This is a genomic window from Microbacterium sp. GCM10027623 (genome assembly GCF_042666935.1).
GTDB lineage: Bacteria > Actinomycetota > Actinomycetes > Actinomycetales > Microbacteriaceae > Microbacterium.
The window spans coordinates 920,220-934,866 of the sequence record NZ_JBHTHE010000001.1 but is presented as its reverse complement, the minus strand read 5'-3'; the positions used below and the strand labels follow the sequence as shown (position 1 = coordinate 934,866).

The 14,647-nt window shown below is 70.2% G+C and carries 13 protein-coding genes; 4 read left to right on the top strand and 9 right to left on the bottom strand.

Annotation, left to right across the window (positions count from 1 at the left end; all coding sequences use genetic code 11):
* Positions 1-63 precede the first annotated feature (63 nt).
* Entirely contained in the window at positions 64-777 is a 714-nt protein-coding gene (locus ACFQY2_RS04255; RefSeq protein WP_378744401.1) for an EAL domain-containing protein, read from the top strand.
* On the opposite strand, the gene ACFQY2_RS04250 is transcribed toward ACFQY2_RS04255, so the two are convergent.
* From ACFQY2_RS04250 to putP, 5 genes are all read right to left on the bottom strand, one after another.
* Positions 739-948, bottom strand: a complete 210-nt coding sequence (locus tag ACFQY2_RS04250) for a hypothetical protein (RefSeq protein WP_378744399.1) — start codon at positions 946-948, stop codon at positions 739-741. The two genes, ACFQY2_RS04255 and ACFQY2_RS04250, sit on opposite strands and share 39 nt — an antisense overlap.
* Positions 945-2,372 (bottom strand): glycosyltransferase, encoded by a 1,428-nt coding sequence (locus ACFQY2_RS04245; protein ID WP_378744398.1) that lies wholly within the window; start codon positions 2,370-2,372, stop codon positions 945-947. The genes ACFQY2_RS04250 and ACFQY2_RS04245 overlap by 4 nt, the downstream gene beginning before the upstream one ends.
* A gap of 158 nt (positions 2,373-2,530) precedes the next feature.
* Positions 2,531-5,362: an AAA family ATPase gene (locus ACFQY2_RS04240; protein ID WP_378744397.1), complete on the bottom strand. Its 2,832-nt coding sequence runs from the start codon at positions 5,360-5,362 to the stop codon at positions 2,531-2,533.
* A 95-nt stretch (positions 5,363-5,457) separates the two neighbouring features.
* Entirely contained in the window at positions 5,458-5,679 is a 222-nt protein-coding gene (locus tag ACFQY2_RS04235) for a hypothetical protein (protein WP_378744396.1), read from the bottom strand.
* A 120-nt stretch (positions 5,680-5,799) separates the two neighbouring features.
* A complete protein-coding gene (putP, locus tag ACFQY2_RS04230; protein WP_378744395.1) occupies positions 5,800-7,314 on the bottom strand; it encodes a sodium/proline symporter PutP in 1,515 nt (504 codons plus the stop codon).
* 91 nt (positions 7,315-7,405) lie between these two features.
* On the opposite strand from putP, the gene ACFQY2_RS04225 reads away from it, so the two are divergent.
* Positions 7,406-8,071, top strand: coding sequence for a DNA alkylation repair protein (locus ACFQY2_RS04225; RefSeq protein WP_378744394.1), 666 nt, complete (start codon positions 7,406-7,408; stop codon positions 8,069-8,071).
* Positions 8,072-8,253: 182 nt separating this feature from the next.
* On the opposite strand, the gene ACFQY2_RS04220 is transcribed toward ACFQY2_RS04225, so the two are convergent.
* Both ACFQY2_RS04220 and ACFQY2_RS04215 read right to left on the bottom strand, forming a co-directional pair.
* Positions 8,254-9,390: a phosphoribosylaminoimidazolecarboxamide formyltransferase gene (locus ACFQY2_RS04220; protein ID WP_378744393.1), complete on the bottom strand. Its 1,137-nt coding sequence runs from the start codon at positions 9,388-9,390 to the stop codon at positions 8,254-8,256.
* Positions 9,391-9,534: 144 nt separating this feature from the next.
* Positions 9,535-10,626, bottom strand: a complete 1,092-nt coding sequence (locus ACFQY2_RS04215; protein ID WP_378744392.1) for a DUF998 domain-containing protein — start codon at positions 10,624-10,626, stop codon at positions 9,535-9,537.
* On the opposite strand from ACFQY2_RS04215, the gene deoD reads away from it, so the two are divergent.
* Both deoD and ACFQY2_RS04205 read left to right on the top strand, forming a co-directional pair.
* The gene (gene deoD, locus ACFQY2_RS04210; protein ID WP_378744391.1) at positions 10,625-11,335 is read left to right on the top strand and encodes a purine-nucleoside phosphorylase; all 711 of its coding nucleotides are present in this window, start codon (positions 10,625-10,627) and stop codon (positions 11,333-11,335) included. The two genes, ACFQY2_RS04215 and deoD, sit on opposite strands and share 2 nt — an antisense overlap.
* Positions 11,336-11,464: 129 nt before the next feature.
* Positions 11,465-12,502, top strand: coding sequence for an aromatic acid exporter family protein (locus tag ACFQY2_RS04205; protein WP_378744390.1), 1,038 nt, complete (start codon positions 11,465-11,467; stop codon positions 12,500-12,502).
* Positions 12,503-12,544: 42 nt separating this feature from the next.
* Here ACFQY2_RS04205 and ACFQY2_RS04200 read toward each other — a convergent pair whose 3' ends face one another.
* Both ACFQY2_RS04200 and ACFQY2_RS04195 read right to left on the bottom strand, forming a co-directional pair.
* On the bottom strand, positions 12,545-14,209 hold the full coding sequence (locus tag ACFQY2_RS04200) for a SulP family inorganic anion transporter (protein ID WP_378744388.1): 1,665 nt from the start codon (positions 14,207-14,209) through the stop codon (positions 12,545-12,547).
* Positions 14,206-14,568 carry an ArsR/SmtB family transcription factor gene (locus ACFQY2_RS04195; RefSeq protein WP_378744387.1) on the bottom strand — a complete coding sequence of 121 codons (363 nt, stop codon included), beginning with the start codon at positions 14,566-14,568 and terminating at the stop codon, positions 14,206-14,208. The genes ACFQY2_RS04200 and ACFQY2_RS04195 overlap by 4 nt, the downstream gene beginning before the upstream one ends.
* Positions 14,569-14,647: the final 79 nt, after the last annotated feature.

Genomic DNA, 14,647 nt, shown 5'->3' with positions numbered 1-14,647 from the left:
CCGCGAATGACCTCTCGGCGGCATACACTGAACCGTGACCACCCTGAGGATCGCCGAGGCTCGATGAGACATGCAGTCGGCGCACGTGCGCATTTCCAGCCGATCGTGCGCCTGCGCGACCTGCGCGCCGTGGGGTTCGAGGCCCTCGCCCGATTCGACGACGGCCTCTCACCGCTTGAGCACCTGCGCGACGCCGAGAAGTCGGGCGAACGCGAGCAGCTCGAACTGCGTCTGATCGAGACGGCTGTGGCGGCGGCTGCGGCGCTGCCACGATCGGCCTTCGTGACACTCAACGCGTCGGGTCGCACCATGGTGGACCCGTTCCTGTCCGAGCTGCTGCAGCGCGAAGAGCGCTGCTGGGGGCTCGAGCTGTTCGAGGGCTCCCCACCTGAGGAGTGCCGCGCCGTTCGCGAGCAGGTCGACCAGCTCGAAGGGTTCCTGCTGATCGATGACGCCGGCTCTGCGTTCGCCGACGAAAACCGCATCCGCGAGTTGCGCCCCGACATCGTCAAGATCGACCGCGCGCTGTTCTGGGACTCGCTCGCCGGTGCCGAGGGGCGGCGACGCCTTGACAGCATCCTCGCGGCGACCCGGAAGGCCGGAGCGCGCTCGCTCGTCGAGGGCGTGGAGGATACCGATCAGCTCGATGCCGCGATTGCACTCGGCGTGGACTACGCCCAGGGTTACCACCTCGGCAGGCCGACTTCGGCCGAGAACGTGCCCGAGATGCTGGCCGAGCTAGAGCGGCGCGTCGGGGTGGATGCTGCGGGTCTCTGAGCGCCGACTGGAGCCGGTGTGGCCTCGGCGACGCCATCGCGGCAGCACCTTGATCACGCCGAGAACCACGTAGATCACGGTGTTGATCGCGACGAATGTGGCGAGCATTCCGAACCAGTCGCTGTAGAGCAGCGACTGGGGCAGCACGATGCCGGACGGCACGGCGATCACGAGCGCGCCTCCGTGCTCGCGTGATCGACATGCTTCCACGTCGCGCTGCGCCCGAACGCGATCTCGAGCACACCCGCCAGGAAGGCCAGGTTGAGAAAGCAGTCGTAGACCAGTTCCGGGAACACCAATACGGCGATGCCCCGTGCCCGCCAGCCCCCGCGCCAGACGGTCACGACCCGCTCGAGCGCGAACACCAGACCGATGGCGATCCAGAAGGGGAACCATACCCAGCTGTCTACGGCGAGGATCATGACCAGCAGGAGCGCGAAGTACGCGAACAACGCGAGGACGCCGTATCCGATGCCGATCTGCTGGCTCCAGTAGCGCAGCGTCTGCGGAGTGAGACCGTACGCGCCGAGGTTCTCCAGGGCGCCGCGCTGCCAGCGCAGACGCTGTGCCCACAGCATCCGCCAGCTCGGCATCAGCTCGGTGACGACCGTGCACCTCATGGGTGAGATCGTCAGACCGCCGAGCGACTTGATGGCGATGGTGAGTTCGTTGTCCTCGGTGAGGGCGAGTGTGTCATAGACCTCACCGGCGATGCCGGGAATCTGATCGGACCTGGCGGCGGCGACAGCACGTAGAGCGGTGGAGCGGAAGACGGACGCGGTGCCGGTCAGCACGAAGACGCGGCCATCCCGACGCCGGATCTCGCGCTGATAGCGGGTGTACTCGTTTCTTTGGAACTGCCCGAGCAGACCGTGACCCTCCTCTCCTTCGAAGAGACCACCGACGGCCATCAGGGCACGGTCATCGGTGAAGCGGCGGACGGCCTCGGCGAGGAAGTCGTCTCCGATCTGGCTGTCGGCGTCCATCACCATGACTGTGTCGTTGTCACCCAGTGACGGCAGCAGGTCGGCGAGTGCCTGGTTGAGGGCACCGCCCTTCTTGTGCGTGTTCCCCACCGTCTCGAAGACGTCGGCGCCGTGCGCTCGGGCCACCTCGACCGTGCCGTCCGTGCAGTTGTCGGCCACCACGATCACTCGCTGCGGCGGCCGGGTCTGCCGTTGCAAGGAGCTGAGGGTATGCGGCAGCGAGCGCTCCTCGTCATGCGCGGGGATCAGCACGGTGACCGTCACCTCGCCGGCGAAGACCCCGCGGGTGCGGGCCATCACCGCGCGCGGTGCCAGCGGCAGCGCACTGACCTCGGCGTCGGCACGACGATAGCGCGAGGCCACGATGCGCTCACTGACCACGACGAACGCGACGAGCAGCATCGCGATTCCCACGGCCGTTGCCATCACAGCGAGATTGGGGAGCTCAGCGCTGTAGAACACCTGCCAGACGCCGGCGAGCGTGACGTGCACCGGATGCCAGAGCACCGGCGGATCGGTGACGGAGATGCCCCACCACAGCAGTCCCGCCGCCCCCAGCACCAGGATGATGACCACAAGACCGACGGATCGCTGGAACAGACGATTCACGTTCTCTCCTCTTCACCCGCGTGCCATTGTTCGCCTGCCCCAGTCGGCTGGGAACACTCTATCGACCCTCCGTCCGCACGCGGAGATCGACGGCGCCAAGAGTTCGGGGCGCCGGGCCAGCGGAAGCGGGCGCGGGGTCACGAGTCCGGAGCGCCGACTCAGCGGAGGCGGAACCGTGCGGCGGCCTCGGTGCGGGTGGAGACGCCGAGCTTGCGCAGCACGGCCGAGACGTGCACGCTGACGGTCTTCACGCTGATGAACAGGCGCTCGCCGATCTGCCGGTTGCTGAGCCCCTCCGCCAGCAGCTCCAGCACCTGCCGCTCGCGCTCGGTCAGCTCCATGCCGTCGCCGCGTGCCGGTGCCGCGCCCAGGCGAGTGGCATCCGCGAACTCGGCGATCTCGTGCTGCAGCCGCGCGTGCCCGATCGTCTGGGCGAGCTCTCCGGCCCGGGCGAGGACCGACGCCGCTTCCGCTCGATCTCCGCGCTCCGCCACCAGGGCCCTGGCGAGCTCCCGTCGCAGCGCGACGACGAACACCGCCGGACCGTCGGGTCGGTCGGCCACGGGCAGGGCTGCTCGCAGCGCGTCGGCGCTTCCGTCGAGCAGGGCCGAGAGCACGCGCGACCAATCGGAGAACTGGTCGGCGTGGTGGAGCCAGGCGCCGCGCACCCGCTCCGCGAGGACATCGGCGCCGTGATGATCACCGTCCGCGCGCAGCGCCGCGACGATCAGCCCGCCGTCCAGCAGGCGACGGGCCTCGTGCTGCAGCCGGGGCCCATCGTCGTCGAGCATGCGCTGCAGCAGCTCCGCGGCCTTCTGCGTCCGACCGGCGCCCATGGCCAGCGTCATCTCGGTGCCGAGGAGCGAGTACCAGACCTGACGCTCGGCCTGGGCGGCGGTGCCCATGACGGGCCGCCACTCCTCGAGCAGCGACTCCGCCTCGTCGAGGCGCCCCCGCCAGACCAGGGCGCGGATGCGCGACGCCGTCGTGTACACGCGGAAGATTCGGTACGTGCGGGTCGTGAGATCCTTGGCGAGCAGCTGTTCCACCTGCTCGATCCGGCCGAGTTCGAGCAGCGGTTCGGCCATGTTCTGGGTGAGGATCGATCCGGTCGTGCGCTCGACGCCCAGCCGCCTGGCCTGCTCGATCCCGGCCTCGGCCGCGCGCACGGCGTCGCGGAAGCGGCCGAGCGTGCTCAGCGAATCCGAATAGTTCACCGCGTACCGCAGGGCGGCGTCGTGATGCTGCGCATGCTCGCGGGCGATCCCGAAGTACTGCATCGCCACGTCGATGCCGCTCATGTGCAGGTGGCAGCCGCCGAGGATGTTGGCTGCCACCGAGATCACGTCGTCCATGCCGAGTGCACGACCGATGGCCAGCGCCTCGCCGGCCGAGGCGATCGCCGCTGCGACGTCGCCCTCGACCATCTGGCGACCGGCGAGGTGGTTCAGCAGAGTGGCGTGCAGGCGTTCGTCATCCACATCGGCCATGCCGTCGAGCGCCTCGAGCAGCAGCGCACACGACCCCGGCCGGCCCAGGTTCTGCACGTACAGCGCCTTGTCCCGCAGCAGCTTCACGCGCACGACGGCAGGGGTCTCGTCATCGACCTCCGCGAGTGCGAGGTTCACCACGGCGAGGGACCGCTCGTCGTAGCCCGCGTTGCGCAGAATGGAGGCCAGGCGCGATAACAGCGACAGGCGTGTGATGCCGGTGACCTCCGCAGCATCCGGCACCTGCTCCCACAGCTCCGAGGCGAGTTCGCCCAGGCGCCCCGCGGTGGAGAACGCGTAGCTCTGCTTGGCGCCCTCCATCGCTCCGATCGCCGCGACGAGAGCGCGACGGGCGTCGTGCGCCTGGTGCCAGTGGAAGGCGAGTGCCGATGCCAGGCCTTCCGGGCCGGCCGCCTCACGACGCTCGAGCGCCTCGGCGTAGCCCCTGTGCAGCCGCGCCCGCTCGCCCGGCAGGAGGTCGTCGTGCACGGCTTCACGCAGCAGCGCATGCCGGAAGCCGTAGCCGTCGGCGCGCACGGCCAGCACCGCGGCGCCGACGGCCTCACGGATGCCGGCATCCAGGCGCTCATCGGACAGGGAGGCGAGTTCGCTGAGCAGCCCGTGGTCGACGGCCCCATCCGATCCGGACACCACCCGGACGACGTGCTGGGCGTCATCGCCGAGCGCGTCGAAGCGGACGAGCAGCACGTCGCGCAGTGACTCGGGCAGCGGGCCGCCGGCGCCGCAGGACAGCTCCTCGATGAAGAACGGCACGCCCTCCGATCGTTCGAGCAGGCGGGAGAACCCCGCGTCGTCGACCGGTCCGTTCAGCGCCTCGACCATGGTGCGCACCGCCACCGGATCCAGACGCTCCAGCGTGATCCGCTCGACGAGTCGCGCCCGCTCGGCCTCGACGAGGAACGAGCGCGCGGGTCCGCCTCGGCGCATCTCGTCGACGCGGCTGGTGAGGACGAACAGGATGGGCTGGCCGGCGAGGGCGCGCAGAAGGAAGGACAGCGTGGAGAGCGTGGCCTCATCGGCCCAGTGCAGGTCCTCGACGATGACGACCACCGGATGCCGGCGCGCGGCCGCCTCGAGCACGTTGGCGATCGCCTCGCGCAGCACTTCCGGACCGGCGGCGCGATCGGATGCCGGGCCACCCAGTTCGGGAAGGAGCAGGCCGAGCGATTCGCGTGCCGGTCCCGCCGCGTGGGCCTCGGCGTCTTCCAGGCCGGCGAGGGCGCCGCGCAGGATCGCCGGCAGCGGGCCGTAGGGCACGGGCATCGACCCGTAGTCCAGGCACCAGCCGCTGAGCACGAGCGCGGCGTCCGCCGTGCGCTCGCGGAACTCGCGCAGGAGCCGCGACTTGCCGATGCCCGCCTCACCGGCGACCAGCACGGACGCCGCCTCACCCGCGACGGCGCGTCGGAGTGCGGCGTCGAGCGCCTCGAGCTCGACGTCGCGACCCACCATGCGGGGCGTCGACGCGATGAGGGACATGCTCTCATCGTGCCACCCGCCACCGACAGTGGGCAGGTCGTGCGCCGCGGCCGATCGAGCTCCCCGCTCCCGGGGCGGGGGGCTCGACACGATGGTCATGCGTCGGCGACGGCGCAGCGTGCTCCCGCCGGGCAGGCCGGCTCCGCGACGGCCTGACGCTGCGGGGCCATGGCACGGGCCAGGCGCGCGAGCCGACCAGGCCGACGGGTGAGGCGCGCGCTGTCCTCGGCGATCATCCGGCGCCGCTCGGCCAGCTGCGTCGCCTGCTCGATCTCGAAGGCGATGACGCGGTGAGTGAGATACGGATCCTGATACATGGGATGCCCCTTTCGCTGCATCCCTACACTCCGCCCTGAGGGGGCGTGCGAGCATCGGAAGGACTCCCTATTCCTGCGTCCAGGCACCTCAGATCAGGTGCGTCCCGCGGGGTCAGGGCGTCAGGGCGTGTCCCCGACCGCGTGCGGGCGCGGCACCACGAGCATCGTGCCCGTATCGGTGAACTCCTGCTGGATCTCGTCGTTGTGCTTGTACGTGAACAGGCTCACGAGGTAGGCCGTCAGGGCGCCGAGCACGAACGCGGGCAGCAGTTCGTAGAGCCCCGTGTCGAGCGCCTTCCAGATGAACACCGTGGCCGCCCCGACGAACATGCCGGCGAGGGCGCCCCAGTTGGTGAGTCGTCGCCAGAACAGGCTCAGCAGGATGATCGGCCCGAAGGCGGCGCCGAACCCCGCCCAGGCGAACGAGACGAGTCCGAGGATGGTGTCGTTCGGGGTGATCGCCAGCAGTATGGCGATGATCGCGACGGCGAGAACGGCGAGGCGCCCCATCATCACGAGCCTCTTCGGCGCCGGCGGTGTCTTCCGGAACACCTTGTAGAGGTCCTCGACGAGTGCCGACGAGCTGACGATCAGCTGACTGGAGATCGTGCTCATGATCGCGGCCAGCACGGCCGCCAGCACGAGACCGGCGACGAAGGGATGCAGCAGCGTCTTCGACATCACCAGCACGACCGTCTCAGGATCGGCCAGGTCGATGCCCTCGGCGGCCATGTAGGCGATGCCGATCAGGCCGGAGATGATCGCACCGAACATCGACAGCACCATCCAGGAGATGCCGATGCGACGCGCGCTCTTGGCCTCCTGCGGCGATCGCAGGGCCATGAACCGCACGATGATGTGGGGCTGGCCGAAGTAGCCGAGCCCCCAGGCGAGCGCCGAGACGATCGCGAGGACGGTCGCACCGGTGAGCCCGGCCTCACCGAAGAACGACAGGTGCCCCGCGCTGGCGTTCTCCGTGATCAGCGAGCCCGTCTCGTCGAGACTGCCGATGGCGATCATCGCGGCGACCGGCACCACGATCAGGGCGATGACCATCATCAGGCCCTGCACGACGTCGGTCAGGGAGGCGCCGAGGAACCCGCCGAACAGCGTGTACAGCAGGGTGATGCCGCCGATCAGCAGCATCCCGCCGAGGTAGTCGCCGTTGAACGAACTGACGAAGAACTTGCCGCCGGCGACCATGCCCGCCGAGATGTAGAGGGTGAAGAACACCAGGATGACGACGCCCGAGAGCACGCGCAGCAGCCGAGTCGAGTCGCGCAGCCGGTTCTCGAAGAAGCTCGGCACCGTGATGGAGTTGCGCGACACCTCGGTATAGGCGCGCAGACGCGGAGCCACCAGCAGCCAGTTCAGGTAGGCGCCGATGGTGAGGCCGATCGCGATCCAGGCTTCGATGAGGCCTGTGAGGTAGATCACCCCGGGCAGGCCCATCACCAGCCAGCCGGACATGTCGGATGCTCCCGCGCTGAGAGCAGCGACCCAGGACGGAAGATTGCGGCCGCCGAGCATATAGTCCTCGTGGTCGCTGGTGCGTTTGAAGGCGATGTAGCCGATGAGCAGCATCGCGGCGAAATAGAGGCCGAGTGCGATGTAGATGAAGAGCTGGTCGGACATCGTCGTCCCTTCCGCGGCGAGCATCACCGCACTTCGACCCTGCCATAGACGACCCGTCCCGTACAGGGCACTGCCCGGATACGCTGAGACCATGGAGACCATGACGGTGCCCGAGGCCCTGGCCGAGCTCGGGGCTCTCGAGGACCCGAAGGCGCGTGCCGTGAACGAGCGTCACGGCGATGCGCACGGGGTGAACCTGTCGAAGATGCGCGCGCTGGCGAAGCGGATCGGCATGTCGACACCGCTCGCCCGCGAGCTGTGGGCGAGCGACGATGTGGCGGGTCAGCTGCTCGGGCTGTTGATCGCGAAGCCGCGGGAGCTGTCGGCGGAGGAGATCAACGGAATGCTGCGCACGACTCGCAGCTCGAAGGCGCACGACTGGCTGGTCAACTACATCGCCAAGAAGTCGCCTCTCGCCGAGGAGCTGCGGCTGCGCTGGTTCGACGACGCGGATGCCGATGCCCGTGCGGCCGCATGGTCGCTGACCTCCGTGCGCGTGGCGAAGAGTCCGGAGGGCCTCGACCTCGACGGGCTGCTCGACCGCATCGAGCGCGAACTGCGCGATGCTCCCGCGCGCGAGCAGTGGGCGATGAACGAGACGCTCGCGTACGTGGGCATCCATCATCCGGCGCTGCGTGAGCGGGCCGTCGGGATCGGCGAGCGCCTGCAGGTGCTGGCCGACTATCCGACGGCGCCGAACTGCACCTCGCCGTTCGCGCCTGCCTGGATCGCCGAGATGGTGCGCCGCCAGCGCTGAGCCCCGGGCGCCGTCACGCGGCACGTCGGAGCGCGATCGCAGCGCGCGGCGGATGGAAGACGTCGGTGCAGGGCGCCCAGAACCAGCGTTTTCCATCCGGCGCCCTCGTCTGCGGATGGAAAATGTCGGTGCGGGACAGGCGCCACCGACGTTTTCCATCTGCACCGAATGCAGACCCGGGCTCAGTGGTGGAAGAGGCGCAAACCCGTCGTCACCAGGGAGATTCCGTGCTCGGATGCCGCCGCCGCGACCTCATCGGATCGTGTCGATCCCCCGGGCTCGACGATGGTTCCCACGCCGTACTCGGCCGCGTGGTCCACGTTGTCTCGGAACGGCAGGAAGCCGTCGGAGACGAGGGTGACGTCGTCGAGCCGCTCGGACCACTCCGTGCGCCAGCCCTCGTCGGCGTAGCGCTCGGAGGCTTCCGCACCGAAGAGCCCTGCGAACTCGAGGCGCTGCGACCGGGTCATCTCGGCCCCGGCGAAGCGGATCTGCCAGTTCAGGCGGTCCTGCCGCCGCATCCCGTCGACGAGCGGCAGCTCGCGGACGAACGGATGCCGGCGCAGCCACCAGACACGCGCCTTGTCGCCCGCGAGGCGCACGCAGTCCACGCGGTTCTGCTGCCCGGCGCCGATGCCGATCGCGGCGCCGTCGCGCACCAGCACGACCGAGTTGGATTGGGTGTAGCGGGCGGCGGCCATGCCGAGCAGGGCGTCACGGCGGTGCGTCTCGTCGAGCGCAGCAGCGGGGAGCGCGGCGGTGAGGTCGGCGGCGTCCCGGTCCTGCTCGATGACGGCGCCCAGCACCTCGCGACGCTCGCGGGCGGGCGGCTGCCAATCGGTACCGGCGTCGAAGATGAGAAGGCCGCCGGACTTCTTCGCGCGCAGGATGTCGACCGCGCCCTCCTCGTAACCGGGGGCGATCACCGCGTCGCAGATGACGGTGCGCAGGAACTCGGCGGTCTCGGCATCCACCGGCCGCGACAGCGCCACCACGTCGCCGAACGACGACTTCGGGTCGGCGTCCCGGGCGCGCACATAGGCGGAGATCAGGCTGCCGGCGGCGGCATCCGGGGTGCGCCAGGTCTCTGCGGCGACGTCGTCGACGGTGCCGGCGAGCGCGGCGCCGGCGGGAGAGACGTGCTTGAACGACGCGGCGGCAGGCAGGCCGCCCGCGTCGTCGGCCTCGCGCACCAGCGCGAAGGCGTTCAGCGCGTCGAGGTAGTTGATCAGAGAGGGCGCGCCGTTGACGACGGCGGGTCCCCCTTCGACCGTGGCGGACTGGTGCGGATTCATCCCGTAGCGCACGGGTACTCCCATCTGTGATGGGCACCCAGGCGGACGATGCCGTTGCTTGCTCCCTGCCGGTCATCCGGCCTCGCCAGTCGCATTCCCAGCGTACCGGTGGGTATGTCGTCGGTGAGCGCGGGTGTCGTCGGCCGGCGGCAGGGTCGGCACGCGCACTCAGCGCAGGGGCGAGCGGCGCGCGGAGGGGCGCGAGACGTCGGGGGCGAGGATACCGAGCAGCTGCACGAGCGTGGTGAGCCACAGCAGCACGAGGCCCACGACCACGGCCTCCAACGCCGCGACCGAGAGCACGTTCAGTCCGAAGGCGAGCACCACCGCGCCCGCGACGAGCACCACGAGCACGACGGTGACCCCACGGAGCATCCGCACCTCCCCCATGAGCGCCGTGACCATGATGGCGGCCGCGAGCAGCAGCGCGAGGGTCGTGAACGCGGCGATCGCGTGCGCCAGCGGCACCCGGTCGACGGGCAGCACACCCACCCCGGCGAGGGCGAGCCCGGCGCCGGCCCAGGCGAGCACCACGGCGGCGATGCCGGGCAGGGCGGCGTCTCCCAGCATCCGATGCAGATCGCGGCCGAGGTACGAGCCGGTGGTCGCGATCAGCAGACCTGCGATGACCACGGTGCCGTTGAACGCCCACCCGCCGGAACCGATGCCCAGGTGCGAGAAACTGCGCTCCCACCAGCTCGTGTCCGCCGCCGTCAGCATCGCGAACAGGGTTCCGATGACGAGGAAGGCCGACAGCAGCGACGCCACATCCCGGGTGCTGAGGCGGATGCCGGTGCGGAACGCCATCCGACCGCCGAGCGCGGAAGCGATTCCGGTGAAGGCTCCCCCGCCGACGGCCGGCAGTTCGAGTCCCTGCAGTCCGGTCGCCAGCACCTGACCGGCGAGCAGCACGCCGAGCCCGGTCACCCCGGCGAGCGCGAGCGTGATCGCGGCCGCGCTGATGTTCGAGACGACGGCCTGCCACGGCGGCATCGGGCCCGTCTCGCCGGGGCGATGCATCCGCGTGCTGACCACGAACGCCGCCGCCGCGATGACTCCCGCGACCAGGGCCACCGGGATGATCACCGAGCCGTCGCCGCTGAACGGACGCGCCGCACCCCACAGCACGGCGGTGCCGGCGAGCAGGCCGAGCACGAAGCCGGCGGCCGTGGCCCACAGCATCCGCCGCTGCTCGCGCAGCATCCGCTCGACGTCCATGCCCTCATCGAACCACTCGGGGCGGACATACGCTGGGACCATGAGCACCCACATCGCCGCCGCGCCCGGAGACATCGCCCCGATCGTCCTGTTCCCCGGAGACCCGCTGCGGGCGAAGTGGATCGCCGAGAACTTCCTCGAGGACGCGGCGCTGTACAGCGAGGTGCGCGGGATGCTGGGCTTCACCGGCACCTGGAACGGACACCGCGTCTCGGTGCAGGGATCGGGAATGGGCCAGCCGTCCATGGCGATCTACGCCAACGAGCTGTTCGACTCCTACGATGTGCAGACCATCGTGCGCGTCGGATCGTGCGGCGGCCTGACCGAGCGCGTCGGCATGCGCGACATCATCATCGCCAGCGGCGCCTGCACCGACTCGGGCATCAACCGGGTGCGCTTCCACGGCCTGGACTACGCGCCGGTCGCCGACTTCTCGCTGCTGCGCGCAGCCGTGGAGGCGTCCGAGGAACTGACCCTGGATGCCGACGTGCACGTGGGCCTGCTGTTCTCGAGCGACCAGTTCCACTCCACCCGCCCCGAGCTGACCGAGCCGTTCGTCGCACACGGCGCCCTGGCCGTGGAGATGGAGACCAGCGCGCTGTACACCCTGGCGGCCTATCGGCACCGGCGCGCGCTGAGCATCTGCACGGTGTCGGATCACCTCGTCACGCACGAGGAGACCACGGCCCTGGAGCGCGAGCAGACCTTCGCCGACATGATCGAGATCGCGCTGCGAGCCGCGACCGCCTGAGGACGCCCGCCCGGCATCCACTCCGCCCCCTCGGGAGGAGAACTCGCCCTCGGGAGGAGTCTCACTGCGGGATTCCTCCTCCCATCACGGATTTCTCCTCCCGAGCCGGTGGCCGACTACCGTTGACGCATGCGATTCCCCTCGGCGATCCGCTCCGCACGCCGCGCGCCGCTGCTGCAGGTGCTCAAGTCGGCCGCGGCGACGATCGCGGCCTGGCTGATCGCGAGCCTGCTGCTGCCGGGGCCTCCGCCCATCTTCGCCGCCATCGCGGCTCTCCTGGTCGTGCAGCCGAGCGTGAACCAGTCGCTGTCGAAGGCGCTGGAGCGCAGCGCCGGCGTGATCGCGGGAGTCGTCATCGCGATGCTGCTGAGCCTGCTGCTCGGTGCGCAGAGCTGGGTGGTGCTCGCGGCCGTCGTCGTGGCGATGCTGGCCGCGTGGGCGCTGCGCGCCTCGACGGGCACGGGCAACCAGGTCGCGATCTCCGCGATGCTCGTGCTGGCCCTCGGCTCGTCGAACCCCGACTACGCCGTCAACCGGATCATCGAGACGCTGATCGGCGCGGTCGTGGGACTGCTGGTGAATGTGGCGATCGTGCCGCCGGTGCTGTCAGCCCCGGCCCGGCGCGACGTCGGGATGCTGGGGGGCGAGGTCGCCGCGTCGCTCGACCGCCTGGCCGACGCGCTGCCGTCCGTGCGCACCGGTCCGCAGCTGCAGGAGCTCATGGTGCAGGTGCGGCTGCTGCGCCCGATGAAGGATGCCGCCGAGGAGTCCCTGAAGACCGCCGAGGAATCGCTCTCCCTCAATCCCCGCCGCTCGCGCCACCGCGAGGACCTGGTGGAGATCCGTCGACTGCACGAGCAGCTCTCGCCGGTGGTCACGCAGGTGATCGGCATGACGCGCGCGTACTTCGACCATTACGACGACGGGCTCGCCGACGACCCCACGGTGCGGGCGATCGCCGAGCAGCTGCGCCGCGCCGGGCACGACGTGCGCCTCGCCGTGCAGTCGGCCGACGCCTCGCCCGAACCTAAGGCCATGACCTCGGCGGTCCGAGCGCTCACCGCACCCCTGGTGGTGCGGCCACCGGCATCCGATCACTGGATCCTCGTCGGCTCGTTGATGGAGGATCTGCGCCGCATCCACGGCGAGCTGCGCGACGAGACCTGAACCGGCGGCGGACGTGCGAGACCTGAGAATCGGGCGGTCGGGTCAGACGGCGGCGCGGGCGACGTGGCTGCGGGCGTGGCCGACGGCGGTGCCGAGATCGTCGAAGAGGTGGTTCTGGTGGCGCAGGGATGCCAGCACGCCGACCCGCTCGGCGAGCCCGCGATGCTGCGGCGCGATGCCCTTGACCAGCACCGTGACCCCGCGGCGCTCCAGGGACGTGATGAGCTCGGTGATCACCTGGGCTCCGGTCGCGTCGAGGATCTGCAGCTGCGACATGCGGATCACGACCACCTCGATGCCGCGCAGTTCGGCGACGCGCTCCAGCATCCGTTCCGCCGCGCCGAAGAACAGCGCCCCCTCGAGTCGGAAGAGCGCGATGCGCTCGTCACCCGGTTGTGCGGCGCCCGGCAGGTCGTCCCGATGCACGCCGCTGGCCCTCGCCAGCTGACGCAGGGCGAAGAAGCCGGCCACGAGCAGGCCGATGAGCACGGCGTAGATGAGGTCGACGCTGATCGTGATGACCGCCGTGACGCAGAACACGATCGCGTCGGCGCGCGTCGAGCGCAGCACGGTGCGCACGGTCGACGGCGTGATCATGCGGCATGCGGTCACCATGAGCACGCCGGCGAGTGCGGCGAGCGGGATGTGCGCGACGATCGGAGCACCGATCAGGGCGATGACCAGCAGGAGGACTCCGTGCGAGACCGAGGCGAGGCGGGTGTGCGCGCCGGCGCGCACGTTGACGGCGGTGCGGGCGATCGCCCCCGTGGCCGGCATCCCCCCGAACAGTCCGGCGGCGAGGGATGCCAGGCCCTGGCCCACCAGCTCGCGGTCGGCGTCGTAAGGTCCGGTGTCGGCCATGGTCGATGCCACCCGCGCCGACAGCAGCGATTCGATCGCGGCGAGCGCGGCGACGGCCACGGCGGGACCCACGAGTGCGGCGAGAGTAGCGGTGTCCAGGCCGGGCAGGGAGGGCGCAGGCAGACCCACCGGGAGCGCGCCGATCGTGTCGACGGGCAGGCCGGCGAGCGCGGCGAGGAACGACGCGATGACGATGGCCAGCAGCGATCCGGGGAAACGCGGGTGCAGCTTGAGGGACACCAGCATCACCGTCACCACGATCCCGACCAGCAGCAGCGACCAGCCGAGCTTCGGCCACGACGCCACGGCGAGGGATTGGGCGGCGGCGACGAGGGCGTTGGTGCTCTCTCCCGGCTCGGTGCCGGTGGCGGTGGGCACCTGCTGCAGGAAGATGATGACCGCGATGCCGAGGGTGAACCCCTCGATCACCGGCCACGGGATGTACCCCACGGTGCGGCCGATCCGCAGCATTCCCGCGGCCAGTACGATCAGACCCGCCATCAGACACACCGCGGCGAGCGCACCCGCGCCGTGAACGGCGAGGATCGGCGCGAGCACGACCACCATCGCGCCGGTCGGGCCGGAGACCTGCACGTGCGAGCCGCCGAAGACGGCCGCGACGACGCCGGCGACGATGGCCGTGATGAGCCCGCTCTCCGCGCCCGCGCCTGAGCTGACGCCGAAGGCGAGCGCGAGCGGCAGCGCGACGATGCCGACCGTGACGCCCGCCAGCAGATCGCCCCGCCAGGTGCGCGGCAGGTCGCGGTAGTCGGATGCCGAGGGCAGCAGTGCGGTGAGGTCGCGGATGATCCGCACGGCACGAGCCGGTCCGGAAGAGAGTGTCATACGTGCTCGGGAAGGTCGGGCAGATGCTCGCGCTCGACGAGCTGCTCCCGGGTGGTCTCGAGGATCTCGCCGAGCAGTGTGCGCGCGACGCGCAGCAGATCGGCGACCTGCGGGTAGGCGAGCCGGTAGTGCACCAGGCTGCCACGGCGCTCGGAGACGACGAGGCGGTTGCGGCGGAGCACGGCCAGGTGCTGCGAGAGGTGCGAGGGCTCGAGCTCGACCGCGTGCAGCAGTTCCGTGACCGTCGCCTCGGGCACGGTCGAGAGCACTTCGAGGATGCGGATGCGGATCGGATGCGCGAGACCCTTGAACAGGCCCGCCTTCACCTCGTAGAGGGGGCGGTTCGGATCACTGAGCACTCGGCATCCTCTCTTCTGCGGTCCGCGCACCCCGCGGACCCCTACGATATGACGAATTCATCATATCGCTATACCCTGG